Here is a 16,517-nt window from a genome sequence, read left to right on the forward strand (position 1 = left end):
TGCGGCTGTGAGTGGTACTTCAGCAGCTCTCAAGCCGCCCGCCGACGCCGTGAAACCGGCCCGTCACCCCGATGCTCCCGCGCCCGGTGAGCTTCTCGGCGCGCACTACGGCGAGTGTTTCGGCTGCGGTGGCGAGCAGGCCCACGGGCTGCACCTGGAGGCGCGGGCCGGGGACGGCGTCAGCATCACGGCCGAGTTCACCGTGCAGCCCGCTCATCAGGGCGCGCCCGGCCTGGCGCACGGCGGTGTGCTCGCGACCGCCCTCGACGAGACCCTCGGCTCGCTCAACTGGCTGCTGCGGACGATCGCCGTGACCGGACGGCTGGAGACCGACTTCGTACGGCCCGTTCCGGTGGGCACGGTCCTGTATCTGGAGGCCGAGGTGACGGCGGTGGCGGGCCGCAAGATCTACTCCACCGCCACCGGGCGGATCGGCGGCCCCGACGGGCCCGTCGCCGTCCGCGCCGACGCGCTCTTCATCGAGGTGAAGGTCGACCACTTCATCGACAACGGCCGCCCGGAGGAGATCAGGGCCGCCATGAACGACCCGGACCAGGCCCGGCGTGCCCGTGCCTTCGAGGTGAACCCGTGAGCCGTGACCCCCTGGACGTGCTGATCCGGCGCGTCGACCCCGACGTACCGCTGCCCGCGTACGCGCACCCCGGTGACGCGGGAGCCGATCTGCGCACCACCGAGAGCCGCGAACTGAAGCCGGGGGAGCGGGCCGTACTGCCCACCGGGGTGTCTGTCGCCCTTCCGGAGGGGTACGCGGCTTTCGTGCACCCCCGCTCCGGTCTCGCCGCCCGCCTAGGTGTCGCCCTCGTGAATGCCCCGGGGACGGTTGATGCCGGGTACCGTGGGGAGATCAAGGTGATCGTGGTGAATCTCGACCCGCACGAGCCCGTGCGGTTCGAGCGCTTCGACCGGATCGCCCAACTGGTGGTCCAACAGGTCGAGAGGGTCCGCTTCCAGGAGGTCGCGGAGCTTCCCGATTCGGCACGGGCCGCGGGGGGCTTCGGGTCCACCGGCGGCCATGCCGCGGTGGGCGGCACAAGCGATACAAGCGGTGAGGCCGCCGATGGCGGCGCAACGGGTGGGAATCGATACGCTTCGGTCGTATCCGACCGGGAAGGACAGTGACGTGTTCGGACGTCGCAAGAAGAAGGGTGCCGCCGAGGACGCGGCCGGCGAGCCCGAGCAGGTCGTCGACAGTGTCGACACTGAGGCGGACGACGACGGTGAGCGCGAGCGCGTGAGGCTCGAACCGGAACCGCGGCCCGACGGGCCCTGGGACAGCACCGAGGTCCGCGAGCCCGGCGAGGGCCGGGTGGACCTGGGCGGCCTCTTGGTGCCGGGTGTCGACGGCATGGAGCTGCGGGTGGAGGTCGCGGGCGACGCGATCGTCGCGGCGACCGTCGTGCTGCGCGACAGCGCCATCCAGTTGCAGGCCTTCGCCGCGCCCAAGCGCGAGGGCATCTGGGGCGAGGTACGCGAGGAGATCGGCTCCGGCATCACCCAGCAGGGTGGCATCATCGACGAGGTCGAGGGCCCGCTCGGCTGGGAGTTGCGGGCCCAGGTGCCGGTGCAGCTGCCGGACGGCACGGGTGGTTTCCAGGTCGTGCGGTTCGTCGGTGTGGACGGCCCCCGCTGGTTCCTGCGCGGTGTGATCTCGGGCCAGGGTGCCGTGCAGCCGCAGGCGGCCGGTCTGCTCGAGCAGATCTTCCGGGACACGGTCGTGGTCCGCGGCGAAGGCCCGATGGCCCCCCGTGACCCGATCGTCCTGAAGCTGCCCAACGACGCTCAGATGGTCCCCGAGGGCGTCCAGCAGGAGGAGGCCGGATCGCGCTTCTCCGGCGGCATGGGCCAGCTCCAGCGCGGGCCGGAGATCACCGAGGTTCGCTGAGCAACGTAGAAACAGCAGGGCCGCATGCCGTACGGGATGCGGCCCTTTCTCGTGCGTGAACTCTTGGTGCGTGAACTCTTGACGGCGCATTGGTCTGTACCTACCGTCTCCGCCCAACGCGTCTGTTCATAAAGGCGCTTCACGTTCATATACGAGAACGGAAGGCCCCCCACGCATGCGCAGAACCGCACTCCTCGCGGCCGCGGCCGCCCTCGTCGCCGGTGTCCTGGCCTGGCCCGCCGGTGCCGCCCCCACCACCTTCGTCCACCCCGGAGTCACCGTCTCCAAGGGGCAGTTGGACTTCACCCGCTCCAAGGTCAACGCCGGCGCCCAGCCCTGGAAGGGCGCCTTCGACCGGATGATGGCGAGCAAGTACGCCGATCTGAACCGCACCCCCAAGCCCCGCGCGGTCGTCGAGTGCGGCTCGTACTCGAACCCCGACTACGGCTGCACGGACGAGCGCGAGGACGCGATAGCCGCCTACACCCAGGCCCTCGCCTGGTACGTCACCCGCGACGAGCGGCACGCGAAGAAGGCCATCGAGCTGATGGACGCCTGGTCCGCGGTGATCAGGGACCACACCAACAGCAACGCGCCCCTCCAGACGGGCTGGGCCGGCTCCTCCTGGCCCCGGGCCGCCGAGATCATCAAGTACACGTACACCGGGAACTGGGCGAACTCCGGCCGGTTCGCCACCATGCTCCGCACGGTCTATCTGCCCGAGATCATCAACGGCTCCAACTCCAACGGGAACTGGGAACTGTCGATGATGGAGGCCGCCGTCGGCATCTCCGTCTTCCTGGAGGACAAGGCGTCGTACGACCAGGCCATGGCGAAGTTCCGCACCCGCACCGCCGCCTACGTCTACCTGTCCTCCGACGGCGACCTGCCGACGACTGTGCCCAGCCAGAACCTCAACACCCGCGAGAAGATCGTCAACTACTGGCAGGGACAGGGCACCTTCGTCACCGGCCTCACCCAGGAGACCTGCCGTGACCTCACCCACACCGGGTACGGCATCTCGGCCATCGCGCACGTCGCGGAGACCAGCCGGATCCAGGGGCAGGACCTCTACGGCACCGACGTCGGTGAGCGGCTGCGGCACGCGCTCGGGTTCCAGGCGAGGTACGAGCTCGGTGAGGCCGTGCCCGGCTGGCTGTGCGGCGGCTCGCTGAAGCGCGGGCTCGGGCCGGTCACCGAGGTCGGGCACAACGCCCTGGCCAACCGTCTCGGCCACGCCATGACCAACACCGAGACGCTGAACGAGCGCAACCGCCCGGCCGGCAGCAACAACCTCTTCGTGGCCTGGGAGACCCTGACCCACGGCGACAACCCCAGCTGAGCCCAGGATCGAGCCCCAGGATCGAGCCCCAGGATCGAGCCCCAGGACCGAGCCCCACGACAGAGCCCCACGACAGAGCCCCACGACCGAGCACCACGACGCCCCGGCGGGAGCGTCAGAGTTGCGTCAAAGACGCTCCCGCCACCGCACCCGGCCCCATTTGTCGCGATTATTGGCCGTAAGGTCGACGCTGCGTAGGCAGCAGTGGCCGGAACACAATGAGGACCATGGGACGCGGCAAGCTTCGGATCTACCTCGGTGCGGCACCGGGCGTCGGCAAGACGTACGCGATGCTCTCCGAGGCGCACCGCCGCATCGAGCGCGGCACCGACTGCGTGGTGGCCTTCGTCGAGCACCACGAGCGGCCGCGTACCGAGGTGATGCTGCACGGGCTCGAACAGATCCGGCGCAAGCCGCTTGATCACCGGGGGAGCACTTTCACCGAGATGGACGTGGACGCCGTCCTGGCGCGGCGTCCACAGGTCGCTCTCGTCGACGAACTCGCCCACACCAACATCCCCGGCTCGCGCAACGCCAAGCGCTGGCAGGACATCGAGGAACTCCTCGCCGCCGGGATCGACGTGATATCGACCGTCAACATCCAGCACCTGGAGTCCCTCGGCGATGTCGTCGAGTCGATCACCGGCGTACGGCAGCAGGAGACCGTGCCGGACGAGGTCGCGCGCCGGGCCGACCAGATCGAGCTGGTCGACATGTCGCCCCAGGCGCTACGGCGGCGGATGGCGCACGGCAACGTCTACCAGCCGGACAAGGTCGACGCGGCCCTCTCCAACTACTTCCGCCCCGGCAACCTGACCGCGTTGCGCGAGCTGGCGCTCCTCTGGGTGGCCGACCGGGTCGACGAGTATCTGAAGCAGTACCGCAGCGATCACCGGGTGTCGAAGATCTGGGGTTCGCGGGAGCGGATCGTGGTCGGGCTGACCGGCGGGCCCGAGGGACGGACGCTGATCCGCCGCGCCGCCCGGCTCGCGGAGAAGGGCGCCGGCGGTGAGGTGCTGGCCGTCTACATCGCTCGCAGCGACGGGCTGACCTCGGCCTCGCCGAAGGAGCTCGCCGTCCAGCGCACCCTCGTCGAGGACCTGGGCGGAACGTTCCACCATGTCGTCGGCGACGACATCCCGGCCGCCCTGCTGGACTTCGCGCGCGGCGTGAACGCCACCCAGATCGTCCTCGGATCCTCGCGCCGCCGAAGCTGGCAGTACGTCCTCGGACCGGGCGTGGGCGTGACCGTCGCCCGGGACTCCGGCCCCGACCTCGACGTGCACATCGTCACGCACGAGGAGGCCGCCAAGGGACGCGGACTGCCCGTGGCCCGGGGAGCCCGGCTCGGCCGGTCCCGGATCCTCTGGGGCTGGTTCACCGGCGTCGGCGGCCCCGTGCTGCTCACCCTGCTCCTGACTCACATCGACGCCGACCTCGGCCTCGCGAACGACATGCTGCTGTTCCTGACCCTGACGGTGGCGGCGGCCCTGCTCGGCGGGCTCTACCCCGCACTGGCCTCGGCGGCGGTCGGCTCGCTGCTGCTCAACTGGTTCTTCACTCCACCCCTGCACCGCATCTCGATCGCCGATCCGAAGAACCTGCTGGCGCTCGTGGTCTTCGTCCTGGTGGCCCTCGCGGTCGCCTCCGTGGTCGACCTCGCCGCCCGCCGCACCCACCAGGCGGCCCGGCTGCGCGCCGAGTCGGAGATCCTCTCGTTCCTCGCCGGCAACGTGCTGCGCGGCGAGACCGGCCTGGAGGAGCTGCTGGAACGGGTCCGCGAGACCTTTGCCATGGACTCGGCGGCCCTGCTGGAGCGCACCAGTGACGTCGACCCATGGACGCGCGCGGGCGCGGTGGGCCAGGGACGGGCGCCGCAGCGGCCGGAGGACGCGGACGTCGACGTACCGGTCGGCGACCACATGGCCCTCGCCCTGACCGGCCGGGTGCTGCCCGCCGAGGACCGCCGGGTGCTCGCCGCCTTCGCCGCCCAGGCCGCGGTCGTCCTGGACCGGCGCCGGCTCCAGGAGGAGGCCGACCAGGCCAAGGAGCTGGCCGAGGGCAACCGCATCCGCACGGCGCTGCTGGCCGCCGTCAGCCATGACCTGCGCACGCCCCTCGCGGGCATCAAGGCCGCGGTCTCCTCGCTGCGGTCGGACGACGTGGCGTGGTCGGAGGAGGACGAGGCGGAGTTGCTGGCGGGCATCGAGGAGGGTGCCGACCGGCTGGATCATCTGGTCGGGAACCTCCTCGACATGTCCCGGCTCCACACCGGCACGGTCACGCCGCTGATCCGGGAGATCGACCTCGACGAGGTGGTGCCGATGGCGCTGGGCGGGGTGCCGGACGGAAGCGCCGAGCTGGACATCCCGGAGACGCTGCCCATGGTCGCCGTGGACCCCGGGCTGCTGGAGCGGTCGGTGGCCAACCTGGTCGAGAACGCCGTCAAGTACAGCCCGGACGGCAGCAGGGTCCTCGTGTCCGCCAGCGCCATCGCGGACCGGGTCGAGGTCCGGGTGGTCGACCGCGGGCCGGGCGTCCCGGACGACGCCAAGGAACGTATCTTCGCGCCCTTCCAGCGCTACGGTGACGCCCCGCGCGGCGCCGGAGTGGGCCTCGGGCTCGCGGTCGCACGCGGCTTCGCCGAGGCGATGGGGGGCACGCTGAACGCCGAGGACACGCCGGGCGGTGGCCTCACCATGGTGCTCACTCTGCGGGCGGCGGGATCGCGCGCGGAGCTTCTCGAAGAGGGGGGCGCGCCCGAGGGGCACCCCGTGGACGCAGAAAGGCAGACCACATGCTGAGCCCGACCGGGGGGACCCCCCAGGCCCCCACGAGGGTTCTGGTGATCGACGACGAGCCGCAGATCGTGCGCGCCCTCGTGATCAACCTCAAGGCCCGCAAGTACGAGGTCGACGCGGCGCACGACGGGGCCACCGCCCTCGAACTGGCCGCCACCCGCCACCCCGACGTGGTCGTCCTCGACCTCGGTCTGCCCGACATGGACGGCGTCGAGGTGATCCGCGGGCTGCGCGGCTGGACCCGGGTGCCGATCCTGGTGCTCTCCGCCCGGCACTCCTCCGACGAGAAGGTCCAGGCGCTGGACGCGGGCGCGGACGACTACGTCACCAAGCCCTTCGGCATGGACGAACTGCTGGCCCGGCTGCGGGCCGCCGTCCGCCGGGCCGAGCCCACCGGGGGCGGCGAGGACGACGTGATGGTGGAGACCGAGGAGTTCACCGTCGATCTGGCCGCGAAGAAGGTCAACCGGGGCGGGAAGGACGTACGGCTGACCCCCACGGAATGGCATCTGCTGGAGGTGCTGGTCCGCAATACGGGACGGCTCGTCAGCCAGCGGCAGCTGCTGCAGGAGGTGTGGGGGCCGTCGTACGGGACGGAGACGAACTATCTGCGGGTCTACATGGCCCAGCTGCGCAGGAAGCTGGAGGCCGACCCGTCGCATCCCAGGCACTTCGTCACCGAGCCGGGGATGGGCTACCGGTTCGAGAAATGAGCTGGTCGCAGGGCGTCGGTTCGGGGGTCGGTACCAGGGGTACGAGAGTGTCGGTGCACCCCGGTAGGCTTCAAGACATGACTGCTGTTCCTCGTTCCGAAAAGTCGGTGGGCCGGTTCCGGCGCATGCTCGACCGGCTCTCCTCGTCGCAGGAGGACCTGGAGTCCGAGGAGCTGCGAGAGGACGCCGAGACGGCCGGCTGTATCAAGATCGGTGACTGTCGCGACCGACAGATAGTGACGGTTACTGGTACCTTGCGCACGGTCACCCTGCGGCCTCGCGCGGGCGTTCCGGCCCTGGAGGCCGAGCTGTTCGACGGCTCCGCCGCGCTGGACGTGGTGTGGCTCGGCAGGCGCTCCATAGTCGGGATAGAGCCGGGGCGCCGGCTGATCGCATCGGGCCGGATCTCCATGAGCCGGGGCCGCCGCGTGCTGTTCAACCCGAAATACGAACTGAGACCCCTCGGACGGGAGTAGCCGGTGACGTCGCTCGACAAGCCGACTGAAGACACCACCGACACCACCGCAGACGCCGAGCACGACGCCCGGGCGGTGACCGAGGCCGCCCTGTTCGAGGCCTTCGGCGGCATGCGCGGCATGATCGAGACGGTGCTGCCCGGCCTGCTCTTCGTCACCATCTACACGATCAACAAGGACCTGCACCTCTCGGCGATCGCCGCGCTCGTGGTGTCCCTGGTGCTCGTGGTCGTGCGCCTCGTGATGCGGGACACCGTCAAGCACGCGTTCAGCGGTGTCTTCGGCGTCGCCTTCGGTGTCGTGTTCGCGATGATGACCGGCAACGCGAAGGACTTCTATCTGCCCGGCATGCTCTACACGCTGGGGCTGGGGCTCGCGTACATCATCACCACCCTGTGCGGTGTGCCGCTGATCGGGCTGATCCTCGGGCCGGTGTTCAAGGAGAACCTCTCCTGGCGTAAGCGCAACCCCGGCCGCAAGAAGGCCTACGCGAAGGCCAGTTACGCGTGGGGCGCGATCCTGCTGGCCAAGTGCGCGATCCTCTTCCCGCTCTACTGGTGGGCGGACACCACGCAGCTGGGCTGGGTGCTGGTCGCGCTGAAGATCCCGCCGTTCCTGCTGGCCGTATGGCTGACGTGGGTGTTCCTGGCGAAGGCTCCGGCGCCCATCGACGTGTTCGCGGAGATGGAGGCGGCCGAGAAGGCCGAGGAGGAACGCCAGGCGGCGTCGGCCGCGGAGCGCGAGGAGGCCGCGGGCGGGCGGCACCGCCGCGACACCTAGATTTCCGTACGACGACGGAGGGCGCCCTGTGTGTACAGGGCGCCCTCCGTCGTCGTCGTGAGCCCGGAAGGGCTCAGCTCGCCGTGTCTTCGCGGCGGACCGACAGCAGGTCCTCCAGCTGCTCCTCGCGCGCCTGGGCGGCCACGAAGAGGAGCTCGTCGCCGGCCTCCAGGGAGTCCTCGCGGGACGGGGTGAGGACGCGGGTGCCGCGGATGATGGTGACCAGGGACGTGTCCTGGGGCCACTCGACGTCGCCGACCTGGGTGCCGGCCAGGGCCGACTCCTCCGGCAGGGTCAGCTCCACGAGGTTCGCGTCGCCGTGGCTGAAGCGGAGCAGGCGGACCAGGTCGCCGACGCTCACCGCCTCCTCGACCAGGGCCGACATCAGACGCGGGGTGGAGACCGCCACGTCCACGCCCCAGGACTCGTTGAACAGCCACTCGTTCTTGGGGTTGTTCACGCGGGCCACGACGCGCGGGACGCCGTACTCCGTCTTCGCCAGCAGGGACACGACCAGGTTGACCTTGTCGTCGCCCGTCGCGGCGATCACCACGTTGCAGCGCTGGAGCGCCGCCTCGTCCAGCGACGTGATCTCGCAGGCGTCGGCCAGCAGCCACTCCGCCTGCGGGACGCGCTCGACCGAGATGGCGGTCGGCGCCTTGTCGACGAGCAGGACCTCGTGGCCGTTCTCCAGCAGTTCGCCCGCGATGGAGCGACCCACCGCGCCGGCACCGGCAATGGCGACCCTCATCAGTGACCGCCCTCCTCTTCGGGACCCTTGGCGAACGCCGCCTCGACCTTGTCGACCTCGTCGGCGCGCATCATGACGTGCACCAGGTCGCCCTCCTGCAGCACCGTCTGCGAGGTGGGCAGGATCGCCTCACCGAGCCGGGTCAGGAACGCCACGCGGACGCCCGTCTCCTCCTGGAGCCTGCTGATCTTGTGACCCACCCAGGCCGCCGACGCGTGCACCTCGGCGAGCTGGACGCCACCGGTGGGATCGCGCCACAACGGCTCGGCCCCTGAGGGCAGCAGGCGGCGCAGCATCTGGTCGGCCGTCCAGCGGACCGTGGCCACGGTGGGGATGCCCAGGCGCTGGTAGACCTCGGCGCGACGGGGGTCGTAGATCCGTGCCGCGACGTTCTCCACGCCGAACATCTCGCGGGCCACGCGCGCGGAGATGATGTTCGAGTTGTCACCGCTGGAGACGGCGGCGAAGGCGCCCGCCTCCTCGATGCCCGCCTCGCGCAGGGTGTCCTGGTCGAAGCCCACGCCGGTGACCCGGCGGCCTCCGAACCCGGGGCCCAGCCGGCGGAACGCGGTGGGGTCCTGGTCGATGACGGCGACCGTGTGCCCCTGTTGCTCCAGGGTCTGGGCAAGAGCGGAACCCACCCTTCCGCAACCCATGATGACGATGTGCACGGTCTTACCCCGCACTCCTCGTTAGGCGTCTGACTTGCGTGAACGTGGTGCTCATATCCTTCTCTCGGTTCGCCGGGCAACAGGCGCGGGCCGGTCCCGGACCGCTGGGCAACATCATGCCGGGGAATGCCGGTGATGATCCCTCGCGGTACGGATCGTGGACTCACGTGTGCCTCGGTCCACCGTAACGTCCGGCTCTGACACACCGACCAGCGAGTCGGGTGTCCCGTACGACCCCTCAGCGGCGGGTGAAGCTGCGGAGACTGGCGAGCGCCAGGAGGCCGAGTCCGGCGAGCGAGACGAGGGCCCCGACGAGCTGAGCGGTCGTCTGCGACATGAGGTCTCCCGGATGTGATGAGCGTACTGACGCAGGGGTGCGGGTCCGCAGTTACGCAGGTCATGGAGGCATGTGGACGTCGCCCGGGCCGCCGCCCGGCGCGTACGGACCACGGAATTCACCCCGGCGCCGCGCGCGATTTCACCCGGATGTGCTCCCTCCCAGGAGGGGGGCCTACGATTCTCTGTTGTGTCCAAACTGACCGACGTGCCCAAACGGATTCTGATCGGGCGCGCGCTGCGCAGCGACCGGCTGGCGGAAACGCTCCTGCCGAAGCGCATCGCACTGCCCGTCTTTGCCTCCGACCCGCTGTCCTCCGTGGCATACGCGCCCGGAGAAGTACTGCTGGTCCTCTCCATCGCGGGCGTGTCGGCGTACCACTTCAGCCCCTGGATCGCGGTCGCGGTCGTCGTCCTGATGTTCACCGTGGTCGCCTCCTACCGGCAGAACGTGCACGCCTACCCCAGCGGTGGCGGCGACTACGAGGTGGCGACCACCAACCTCGGTCCCAAGGCGGGCCTGACGGTCGCGAGCGCCCTGCTCGTCGACTACGTCCTGACCGTCGCCGTCTCCATCTCCTCCGGCATCGAGAACCTCGGCTCCGCGATCCCCTTCGTGGTCGAGCACAAGGTCGAGTGCGCGGTCGCGGTGATCCTGCTGCTGACGGTGATGAACCTGCGCGGCGTCCGGGAGTCCGGCAGCCTCTTCGCGATCCCGACGTACGTCTTCGTCGCGGGCGTCTTCATCATGATCGCGTGGGGCGCGTTCCGCGGACTGGTCCTGGACGACACCATGCGGGCGCCCACGGCGTCGTACGAGATCAAACCGGAGCACGAGGGCCTGGCGGGCTTCGCGCTCGTCTTCCTCCTCCTGCGGGCCTTCTCCTCCGGCTGTGCCGCGCTCACCGGTGTCGAGGCGATCTCCAACGGTGTCCCGGCCTTCCGCAAGCCCAAGTCGAAGAACGCCGCGACCACGCTCGCGGCGATGGGCCTGCTGGCCGTCACCATGTTCTGCGGCATCATCGTGCTCGCGCTGGTGACCAAGGTCCGCATGGCCGAGAACCCGGCCGTCGACCTGATCAAGGACGGCGTCGCGGTCGGCTCCGGCTATGTCCAGAACCCGGTCATCACCCAGGTCGCCGAGGCCGTCTTCGGCAAGGGCAGCTTCTTCTTCATCGTGCTCGCGGCGGCCACCGCCCTGGTGCTGTTCCTTGCCGCCAACACCGCCTACAACGGCTTCCCGGTGCTCGGCTCGATCCTCGCCCAGGACCGCTATCTGCCGCGCCAGCTGCACACCCGCGGCGACCGGCTCGCCTTCTCCAACGGCATCGTGCTGCTGGCCGGCGCGGCCATGCTCCTGGTGTGGATCTACGGCGCCGACTCCACCCGCCTGATCCAGCTGTACATCGTCGGCGTGTTCGTGTCCTTCACGCTCAGCCAGACCGGCATGGTCCGCCACTGGAACCGCCTCCTGGCGACCGAGAAGGACCAGGCCAAGCGCCGCCGCATGGTCCGCTCCCGCGCGATCAACACCTTCGGCGCCTTCTTCACCGGCCTGGTCCTGATCGTCGTGCTCGTCACCAAGTTCACGCACGGCGCCTGGGTGGCCCTGCTCGGCATGGTGATCTTCTACGGCACGATGACGGCGATCCGCCGTCACTACGACCACGTCTCCGAGGAACTCGCCGCCCCCGAGGGCCCGAGCGACGACAGCGTACGGCCGTCCCGCGTGCACTCGGTCGTCCTGGTCTCCAAGATCCACCGCCCCGCCCTGCGCGCCCTGGCCTACGCCAAGCTGCTGCGCTCGGACACGTTGGAGGCGCTCAGCGTCAACGTCGACCCGGCGGAGACCAAGGCGCTGCGCGAGGAGTGGGAGCGGCGCGGGATCGACGTCCCGCTGAAGGTGCTCGACTCGCCGTACCGCGAGATCACGCGGCCGATCATCGAGTACGTGAAGGGCGTGCGCAAGGAGTCCCCGCGCGACGCCGTGTCCGTGATCATCCCCGAGTACGTCGTCGGCCACTGGTACGAGCACCTGCTGCACAACCAGAGCGCGCTGCGGCTGAAGGGTCGGCTGCTGTTCACGCCGGGCATCATGGTGACCTCCGTGCCCTACCAGCTCCAGTCGTCCGAGGTCGCCAAGGCCAGGGCCCGCAAGCGGCAGGACTGGAACGCGCCGGGATCGGTACGGCGGGGTCCCGCCCAGGAGCGGGCGAAGGAGCCGGACGCCCAGCGCTGACGCGGGCGGGGCGCGCTGTCGGGAGCCCGTAGACTGGTGGGCTGTTGTCGGCCTCGGGCCCTCGACAGCCTCGGGTCCTCGACCGAACCGCCGGTCGGGCCGTGCCGTCACCCCTCTCGATCTGGAGTCACCCCACCATGCAGGCAGAACAGAAGAAGTCGCTGGTGGGGGAGGAGTACGAGGTCGAGATCGGCCCCGTCGCCCACGGCGGGCACTGCATCGCCCGCACCGAGGCCGGCCAGGTGCTGTTCGTCCGGCACACACTGCCCGGCGAGCGGGTCGTGGCCCGGGTGACCGAGGGCGAGGAGGGCGACCGCTTCCTGCGCGCCGACGCGGTGGAGATCCTGTCCGCCGCCAAGGACCGCATCGAGGCCCCCTGCCCCTTCGCCGGCCCCGGTCGCTGCGGTGGCTGCGACTGGCAGCACGCCAAGCCGGGGGCGCAGCGCCGGCTGAAGGGCGAGGTCATCGCCGAGCAGCTGCAGCGACTCGCCGGACTGACGCCGGAGGACGTCGGCTGGGACGGCACGGTGATGCCCGCCGAGGGCGACAAGCTGCCCGCGGGACAGGTGCCGCAGTGGCGCACGCGCGTGCAGTACGCGGTCGACGCCGACGGCCACGCCGGCCTGCGCCGGCACCGCTCGCACGAGGTGGAGCCGATCGACCACTGCATGATCGCCGCCGAGGGTGTCAGTGAACTCGGCATCGAGAAGCGCGACTGGACCGGCATGGCGGGGGTCGAGGCCATCGCGGCGACGGGCTCGCAGGACCGCCAGGTGATCCTCACCCCGAAGCCGGGCGCGCGCCTGCCGATCGTGGAACTGGACCGGCCGGTCTCGGTCATGCGGGTCGGCGAGAAGGACGGCGGGACCCACCGGGTCCACGGCCGCCCCTTCGTCCGCGAACGCGCCGACGGCCGTACCCACCGCGTCGGCAGCGGCGGCTTCTGGCAGGTCCACCCGAAGGCGGCCGATACCCTGGTGACGGCCGTCATGCAGGGGCTGCTGCCCCGCAAGGGCGAGATGGCCCTGGACCTCTACTGCGGCGTCGGCCTCTTCGCCGGCGCCCTGGCCGACCGCCTCGGCGACAAGGGCGCGGTCCTCGGCATCGAGTCCGGCAAGCGCGCGGTGGAGGACGCCCGGCACAACCTGGCCGACTTCGAGCGGGTCCGGATCGAGCAGGGCAAGGTCGAGGCGGTGCTGCCGCGTACGGGTATCACCGAGGTGGACCTGATCGTGCTGGATCCGCCTCGGGCGGGGGCGGGACGGAACACGGTCGCGCATCTTGCGTCGTTGGGGGCGCGGCGGATCGCTTATGTGGCTTGCGATCCGGCTGCGTTGGCGCGGGACTTGGGGTACTTCCGGGACGGGGGGTACCGGGTGCGGATGTTGCGGGCGTTCGATCTGTTTCCGATGACGCATCATGTGGAGTGCGTCGCGATCCTTGAACCTGCGGCAAAGGGCTCCTGACCTGGGGTTTTGCGCGTGCGCGTTATGTGCGGTGTGGGCGTGACGGGCGATATCTTGACGCTGAAATGACGCTCATTTGACGCTTCTTCTGATGGGGTGTCAGGTGTGTTGAGGGTGCTGGCCAGGTCGCCTGTAGCGACGGGGGAACGGGTGGCTCTTCAGCGAAAATGGGCCCCTGCGTTGGCCGACGGATGGCGGCTGGAACACAGATCGGTCAGATCGACGCGGGGTGCAGCACGCCGGTTTGGGCGAGCGTCAGCGACAGACCTCGCCACGTTGGAGACCTGGATGACGCCGCCACTCGCTTGAACCGAGAGATCCAAGTGTCCCCAATAGCCCTCCGTGCGAGTCGACGTACGCTCATCCTGGGGTCATGACTCAGGCCGAACCCTTGTTGGTATCGCAAAGCACACCGAGGATCACGGCGGTGACGCGACGTGACATTTTTGACTAGTTGCGCGGCCGGGGCGGCCCTTGGTGGGGGCGGCTCGACGAGATCGACTTCCTGGAGAGCCTGTACGACCTGGACGGGCCGGCCTCCACGGACTCCCGGTTCACGACGGCGCGTGGTGACATGGTCCAGCACCGAGTCAACAATCCATTGGACCTGCCGGATGACCGGGTCTTCGGCGACCCACGCTTCCAACTGTCGATGGCCCAGATGACGTGCTTCTCGCCTTCCTGGCGCGGCTCGTTCATCCAGAGGTACAGCCCGATGTCGACCAGTCATCCCGACGTGTCGAGGAGCTGAACCGCCTCCTCGGGCCGGACGGCTGGGTTTTCCGCGCCTTTGAGTTCCTGTCGGGGCGGCCGATCTACAAGGCGGTTCCCACACAGCCCACTGGCCCCGTGGTCTCGCTGCCGCTCGCAGACGACGACACCGGCAAACTCGACCTCGTTCTCGGGCTGACGTACAGCCTCCTGGACCGCGACGGCGAGGAGGTGGCCCGCGACCTGCTCCGCGCGACCGCCCTGACGCTGCGCCGTGACGGTGGCATCTACGACCCCATGCCCGGTGACCGATGGACGAACGATACGTACGAGGCCGTCCTCACCGTGGATCGCGTGTTGCTGCCGCGTTCACAGCAGCGGTCACCGACGCGATGTGGCAGCGGCTGGAATCCGTGCTCACCAGGGTCCAGCGCGAAGATGTTCAGTCTCCCTCGTGGTCGAAGGCGGCACAGGGCCCCTGCCGGCTGTCCCGCCGGACTGGAGGAACCAGACGGCCGAGCCCGATCCGCCCATCGCTCGGCGTCTCCACATCGGTTTGCTGAATCCGGAGTTCGACGTCACACGGCAGGACTTCTCGGGCCTTGAGATCCGTGGCACCGGACTTCCCTACTTCTACGACACCCGCAGAAGTCGTCTGATCACAGAATTCCTCCTCGACGACCGGCCGCAGGTGGCCACGCTGTGCCACGTCACCCTCATCAACAAGGACGGCGTCCTTTCGCCCAGGACCAAACTGTGGAAGAAGGACAAGACCAAGGCTGCGAAGATGCCGGCCACGGAGGCGATTCCCGACACCCAAGCCCCACCGATCGTCAAGGCGCTTGTCGACACCAGCGATGTCCACGAGAACTTCTGGAAGGTCATCACCTTCCTGGTCGGCCAGGACCGCACTACGCTCCTCGAAGCCGTCAGGACCGCTGTCGGCGGTGCCCTCACGGAAGAAGGCATCCGGCTGATCAGCAACCGCAAGGCGCAACTCCAACGGTTCAGACAGCTGTTGAGCGACCCGGAGCTCTTCGAGCAGGAGCGCGGTCAGGTGGCCGGGCCGTGCCGTCTCTGCCGGTGCTGTCGGTTCCGTCAGTCACTGGAGTCAGGCCTCCTGCTGCGCATCGATCTCGGCGATCAGGGCCTCGATGCGCGTCTTGATCTCGTCCCGGATGGGGCGGACGGCCTCGACACCCTTGCCCGCCGGGTCCTCCAGGGCCCAGTCGAGGTACTTCTTGCCGGGGAAGATCGGGCAGGCGTCGCCGCAGCCCATGGTGATGACGTAGTCGGACGCCTGGACGGCCTCGGTGGTCAGGATCTTCGGCTCGGCCGCGGAGATGTCGACGCCGACCTCCTTCATCGCCTCGACCGCGGACGGGTTGACCTGGTCTCCGGGGATGGAGCCGGCGGAGCGGACCTCGATCCGGTCGCCCGCGAGGTGGGTCAGGAAGCCAGCGGCCATCTGCGAGCGCCCGGCGTTGTGGACGCAGACGAACAGCACGGAGGCGAGCGGACTGGAGGACATGGGTTCTTCCTTCGTGAGCGGATCAGGAGTGTTGTTCGGGTACGGGGTTCAGGTGCTCGCCAGCGAGTCGAGCAGTTCGGTGATGTGGGCGTCGATCTCGTCGCGGATACCGCGGACCATGGCGATCGGGGCGCCCTGGATGTGGGCAAGCGCGTCGAGGCGCTCGGTGGCCAGATGCTCGGCCAGCACGACCAGGTGGGTGCGGACGCGGGCGTGCTCGGCGAGACGCTCGTAGGAGTCGATGACGAGGCGCTGGATGGTCTCCGGCGAGAAGTGCCCGCGGTAGCGCAGGGCGAGGCTCGCGATGTCGGAGGCCAGTCGTTCGTCCGGCAGGACGGGGGGCGTGGATGCGGTCATGGGAATCCCCTTCGGGGCGTGGGCCCCACGGGTGTGGGGATGCGGGCCCCAGGGTTCAGTCCGGGCTGGTATCAGCTTGGGCTGATGTGAGAGTATCAGTCCATGATGACGTCAGTCGACACTGATCTGATGCGGGTTCTCGCGGACCCGCTCCGCCTCCAGATCGTCATCCTGCTCGCCCGGGAGACGCTCTGCAGCACGCACCTGATCGAGGAGACGGGGGCCAAGCAGACCAACCTCTCCAACCATCTGAAGGTGCTGCGCGAGGCCGGGGTCGTGGAGACCGAGCCGTGTGGCCGGTTCACCTACTACCGGCTCAAGCCCGACGTCATCGCCGCCCTCGCGGGCCAGTTCGCCGACCTGGCGGAGACCGCGCGCGCCACCGCCGAGAACAACGTCAAGCGGTCCTGCCCCTGATCACCGCCTTACGGCGACTGCAA

General features: G+C 69.5%; 16 protein-coding genes and 1 pseudogene. 12 read left to right on the plus strand and 5 right to left on the minus strand.

Translation table 11 applies throughout. The features are described from left to right. The first annotated feature begins 7 nt into the window (after positions 1–7). The 8 genes from ABIE67_RS34620 (at position 8) to ABIE67_RS34655 (ending at position 8,015) form a co-directional block, all read left to right on the plus strand. Positions 8–592 (plus strand): PaaI family thioesterase, encoded by a 585-nt coding sequence (locus ABIE67_RS34620; RefSeq protein ID WP_370265337.1) that lies wholly within the window; start codon positions 8–10, stop codon positions 590–592. Then, positions 589–1,140, plus strand: coding sequence for a dUTP diphosphatase (gene dut / locus ABIE67_RS34625; RefSeq protein ID WP_370265339.1), 552 nt, complete (start codon positions 589–591; stop codon positions 1,138–1,140). Before ABIE67_RS34620 ends, dut begins: the two co-directional genes overlap by 4 nt. A 1-nt stretch (position 1,141) precedes the next feature. Then, positions 1,142–1,903, plus strand: coding sequence for a DUF3710 domain-containing protein (locus ABIE67_RS34630; RefSeq protein WP_370265340.1), 762 nt, complete (start codon positions 1,142–1,144; stop codon positions 1,901–1,903). 175 nt (positions 1,904–2,078) lie between these two features. Then, positions 2,079–3,245 carry an alginate lyase family protein gene (locus tag ABIE67_RS34635; RefSeq protein ID WP_370265342.1) on the plus strand — a complete coding sequence of 389 codons (1,167 nt, stop codon included), beginning with the start codon at positions 2,079–2,081 and terminating at the stop codon, positions 3,243–3,245. A 227-nt stretch (positions 3,246–3,472) separates the two neighbouring features. Beyond that, the gene (locus ABIE67_RS34640; RefSeq protein ID WP_370265344.1) at positions 3,473–6,049 is read left to right on the plus strand and encodes an ATP-binding protein; all 2,577 of its coding nucleotides are present in this window, start codon (positions 3,473–3,475) and stop codon (positions 6,047–6,049) included. Further along, the gene (locus ABIE67_RS34645) at positions 6,043–6,759 is read left to right on the plus strand and encodes a response regulator (RefSeq protein ID WP_370265345.1); all 717 of its coding nucleotides are present in this window, start codon (positions 6,043–6,045) and stop codon (positions 6,757–6,759) included. The genes ABIE67_RS34640 and ABIE67_RS34645 overlap by 7 nt, the downstream gene beginning before the upstream one ends. A gap of 77 nt (positions 6,760–6,836) precedes the next feature. Beyond that, entirely contained in the window at positions 6,837–7,235 is a 399-nt protein-coding gene (locus ABIE67_RS34650) for an OB-fold nucleic acid binding domain-containing protein (RefSeq protein ID WP_370265347.1), read from the plus strand. A gap of 3 nt (positions 7,236–7,238) precedes the next feature. Further along, positions 7,239–8,015: a DUF3159 domain-containing protein gene (locus ABIE67_RS34655; RefSeq protein ID WP_370265348.1), complete on the plus strand. Its 777-nt coding sequence runs from the start codon at positions 7,239–7,241 to the stop codon at positions 8,013–8,015. Positions 8,016–8,088: 73 nt separating this feature from the next. On the opposite strand, the gene ABIE67_RS34660 is transcribed toward ABIE67_RS34655, so the two are convergent. Both ABIE67_RS34660 and ABIE67_RS34665 read right to left on the minus strand, forming a co-directional pair. Further along, complete coding sequence (locus ABIE67_RS34660; protein WP_030051450.1) at positions 8,089–8,766, minus strand: TrkA family potassium uptake protein; 678 nt, start codon at positions 8,764–8,766, stop codon at positions 8,089–8,091. Further along, the gene (locus tag ABIE67_RS34665) at positions 8,766–9,437 is read right to left on the minus strand and encodes a TrkA family potassium uptake protein (protein WP_370265350.1); all 672 of its coding nucleotides are present in this window, start codon (positions 9,435–9,437) and stop codon (positions 8,766–8,768) included. The genes ABIE67_RS34660 and ABIE67_RS34665 overlap by 1 nt, the downstream gene beginning before the upstream one ends. 526 nt (positions 9,438–9,963) lie before the next feature. On the opposite strand from ABIE67_RS34665, the gene ABIE67_RS34670 reads away from it, so the two are divergent. The 3 genes and pseudogenes from ABIE67_RS34670 to ABIE67_RS34680 form a co-directional block, all read left to right on the plus strand. Next, positions 9,964–12,012: an APC family permease gene (locus ABIE67_RS34670; RefSeq protein WP_370265352.1), complete on the plus strand. Its 2,049-nt coding sequence runs from the start codon at positions 9,964–9,966 to the stop codon at positions 12,010–12,012. A 137-nt stretch (positions 12,013–12,149) separates the two neighbouring features. Continuing rightward, the gene (locus ABIE67_RS34675; protein WP_370265354.1) at positions 12,150–13,478 is read left to right on the plus strand and encodes a class I SAM-dependent RNA methyltransferase; all 1,329 of its coding nucleotides are present in this window, start codon (positions 12,150–12,152) and stop codon (positions 13,476–13,478) included. Positions 13,479–13,932: 454 nt separating this feature from the next. After that, positions 13,933–14,258 (plus strand): annotated as a pseudogene (locus ABIE67_RS34680) (DUF4263 domain-containing protein); the annotation flags it as partial. 373 nt (positions 14,259–14,631) lie between these two features. On the opposite strand, the gene ABIE67_RS34685 reads toward ABIE67_RS34680, so the two are convergent. From ABIE67_RS34685 to ABIE67_RS34695, 3 genes are all read right to left on the minus strand, one after another. Continuing rightward, positions 14,632–15,192: a hypothetical protein gene (locus ABIE67_RS34685; RefSeq protein WP_370269730.1), complete on the minus strand. Its 561-nt coding sequence runs from the start codon at positions 15,190–15,192 to the stop codon at positions 14,632–14,634. A gap of 108 nt (positions 15,193–15,300) precedes the next feature. Further along, the gene (locus ABIE67_RS34690; RefSeq protein WP_370265356.1) at positions 15,301–15,720 is read right to left on the minus strand and encodes an arsenate reductase ArsC; all 420 of its coding nucleotides are present in this window, start codon (positions 15,718–15,720) and stop codon (positions 15,301–15,303) included. 48 nt (positions 15,721–15,768) lie between these two features. Beyond that, on the minus strand, positions 15,769–16,077 hold the full coding sequence (locus ABIE67_RS34695; protein WP_370265358.1) for a three-helix bundle dimerization domain-containing protein: 309 nt from the start codon (positions 16,075–16,077) through the stop codon (positions 15,769–15,771). 102 nt (positions 16,078–16,179) lie between these two features. Between ABIE67_RS34695 and ABIE67_RS34700 the strand changes: the two genes are divergently transcribed. Further along, positions 16,180–16,494 (plus strand): ArsR/SmtB family transcription factor, encoded by a 315-nt coding sequence (locus tag ABIE67_RS34700; RefSeq protein ID WP_370265359.1) that lies wholly within the window; start codon positions 16,180–16,182, stop codon positions 16,492–16,494. Positions 16,495–16,517: the final 23 nt, after the last annotated feature.

The sequence above is a fragment of the Streptomyces sp. V4I8 genome (genome assembly GCF_041261225.1).
Taxonomy (GTDB): Bacteria; Actinomycetota; Actinomycetes; order Streptomycetales; family Streptomycetaceae; genus Streptomyces.

Excerpts from the sequence above, each read along its gene's own strand:
- ABIE67_RS34690 (WP_370265356.1), bottom strand. The coding sequence starts at position 15,720 with ATGTCCTCCAGTCCGCTCGCCTCCGTGCTGTTCGTCTGCGTCCACAAC.
- ABIE67_RS34660 (WP_030051450.1), bottom strand. The coding sequence starts at position 8,766 with ATGAGGGTCGCCATTGCCGGTGCCGGCGCGGTGGGTCGCTCCATCGCG.
- ABIE67_RS34640 (WP_370265344.1), top strand. The coding sequence starts at position 3,473 with ATGGGACGCGGCAAGCTTCGGATCTACCTCGGTGCGGCACCGGGCGTC.
- ABIE67_RS34675 (WP_370265354.1), top strand. The coding sequence starts at position 12,150 with ATGCAGGCAGAACAGAAGAAGTCGCTGGTGGGGGAGGAGTACGAGGTC.
- ABIE67_RS34645 (WP_370265345.1), top strand. The coding sequence starts at position 6,043 with ATGCTGAGCCCGACCGGGGGGACCCCCCAGGCCCCCACGAGGGTTCTG.
- ABIE67_RS34635 (WP_370265342.1), top strand. The coding sequence starts at position 2,079 with ATGCGCAGAACCGCACTCCTCGCGGCCGCGGCCGCCCTCGTCGCCGGT.
- ABIE67_RS34700 (WP_370265359.1), top strand. The coding sequence starts at position 16,180 with ATGATGACGTCAGTCGACACTGATCTGATGCGGGTTCTCGCGGACCCG.
- ABIE67_RS34650 (WP_370265347.1), top strand. The coding sequence starts at position 6,837 with ATGACTGCTGTTCCTCGTTCCGAAAAGTCGGTGGGCCGGTTCCGGCGC.
- ABIE67_RS34695 (WP_370265358.1), bottom strand. The coding sequence starts at position 16,077 with ATGACCGCATCCACGCCCCCCGTCCTGCCGGACGAACGACTGGCCTCC.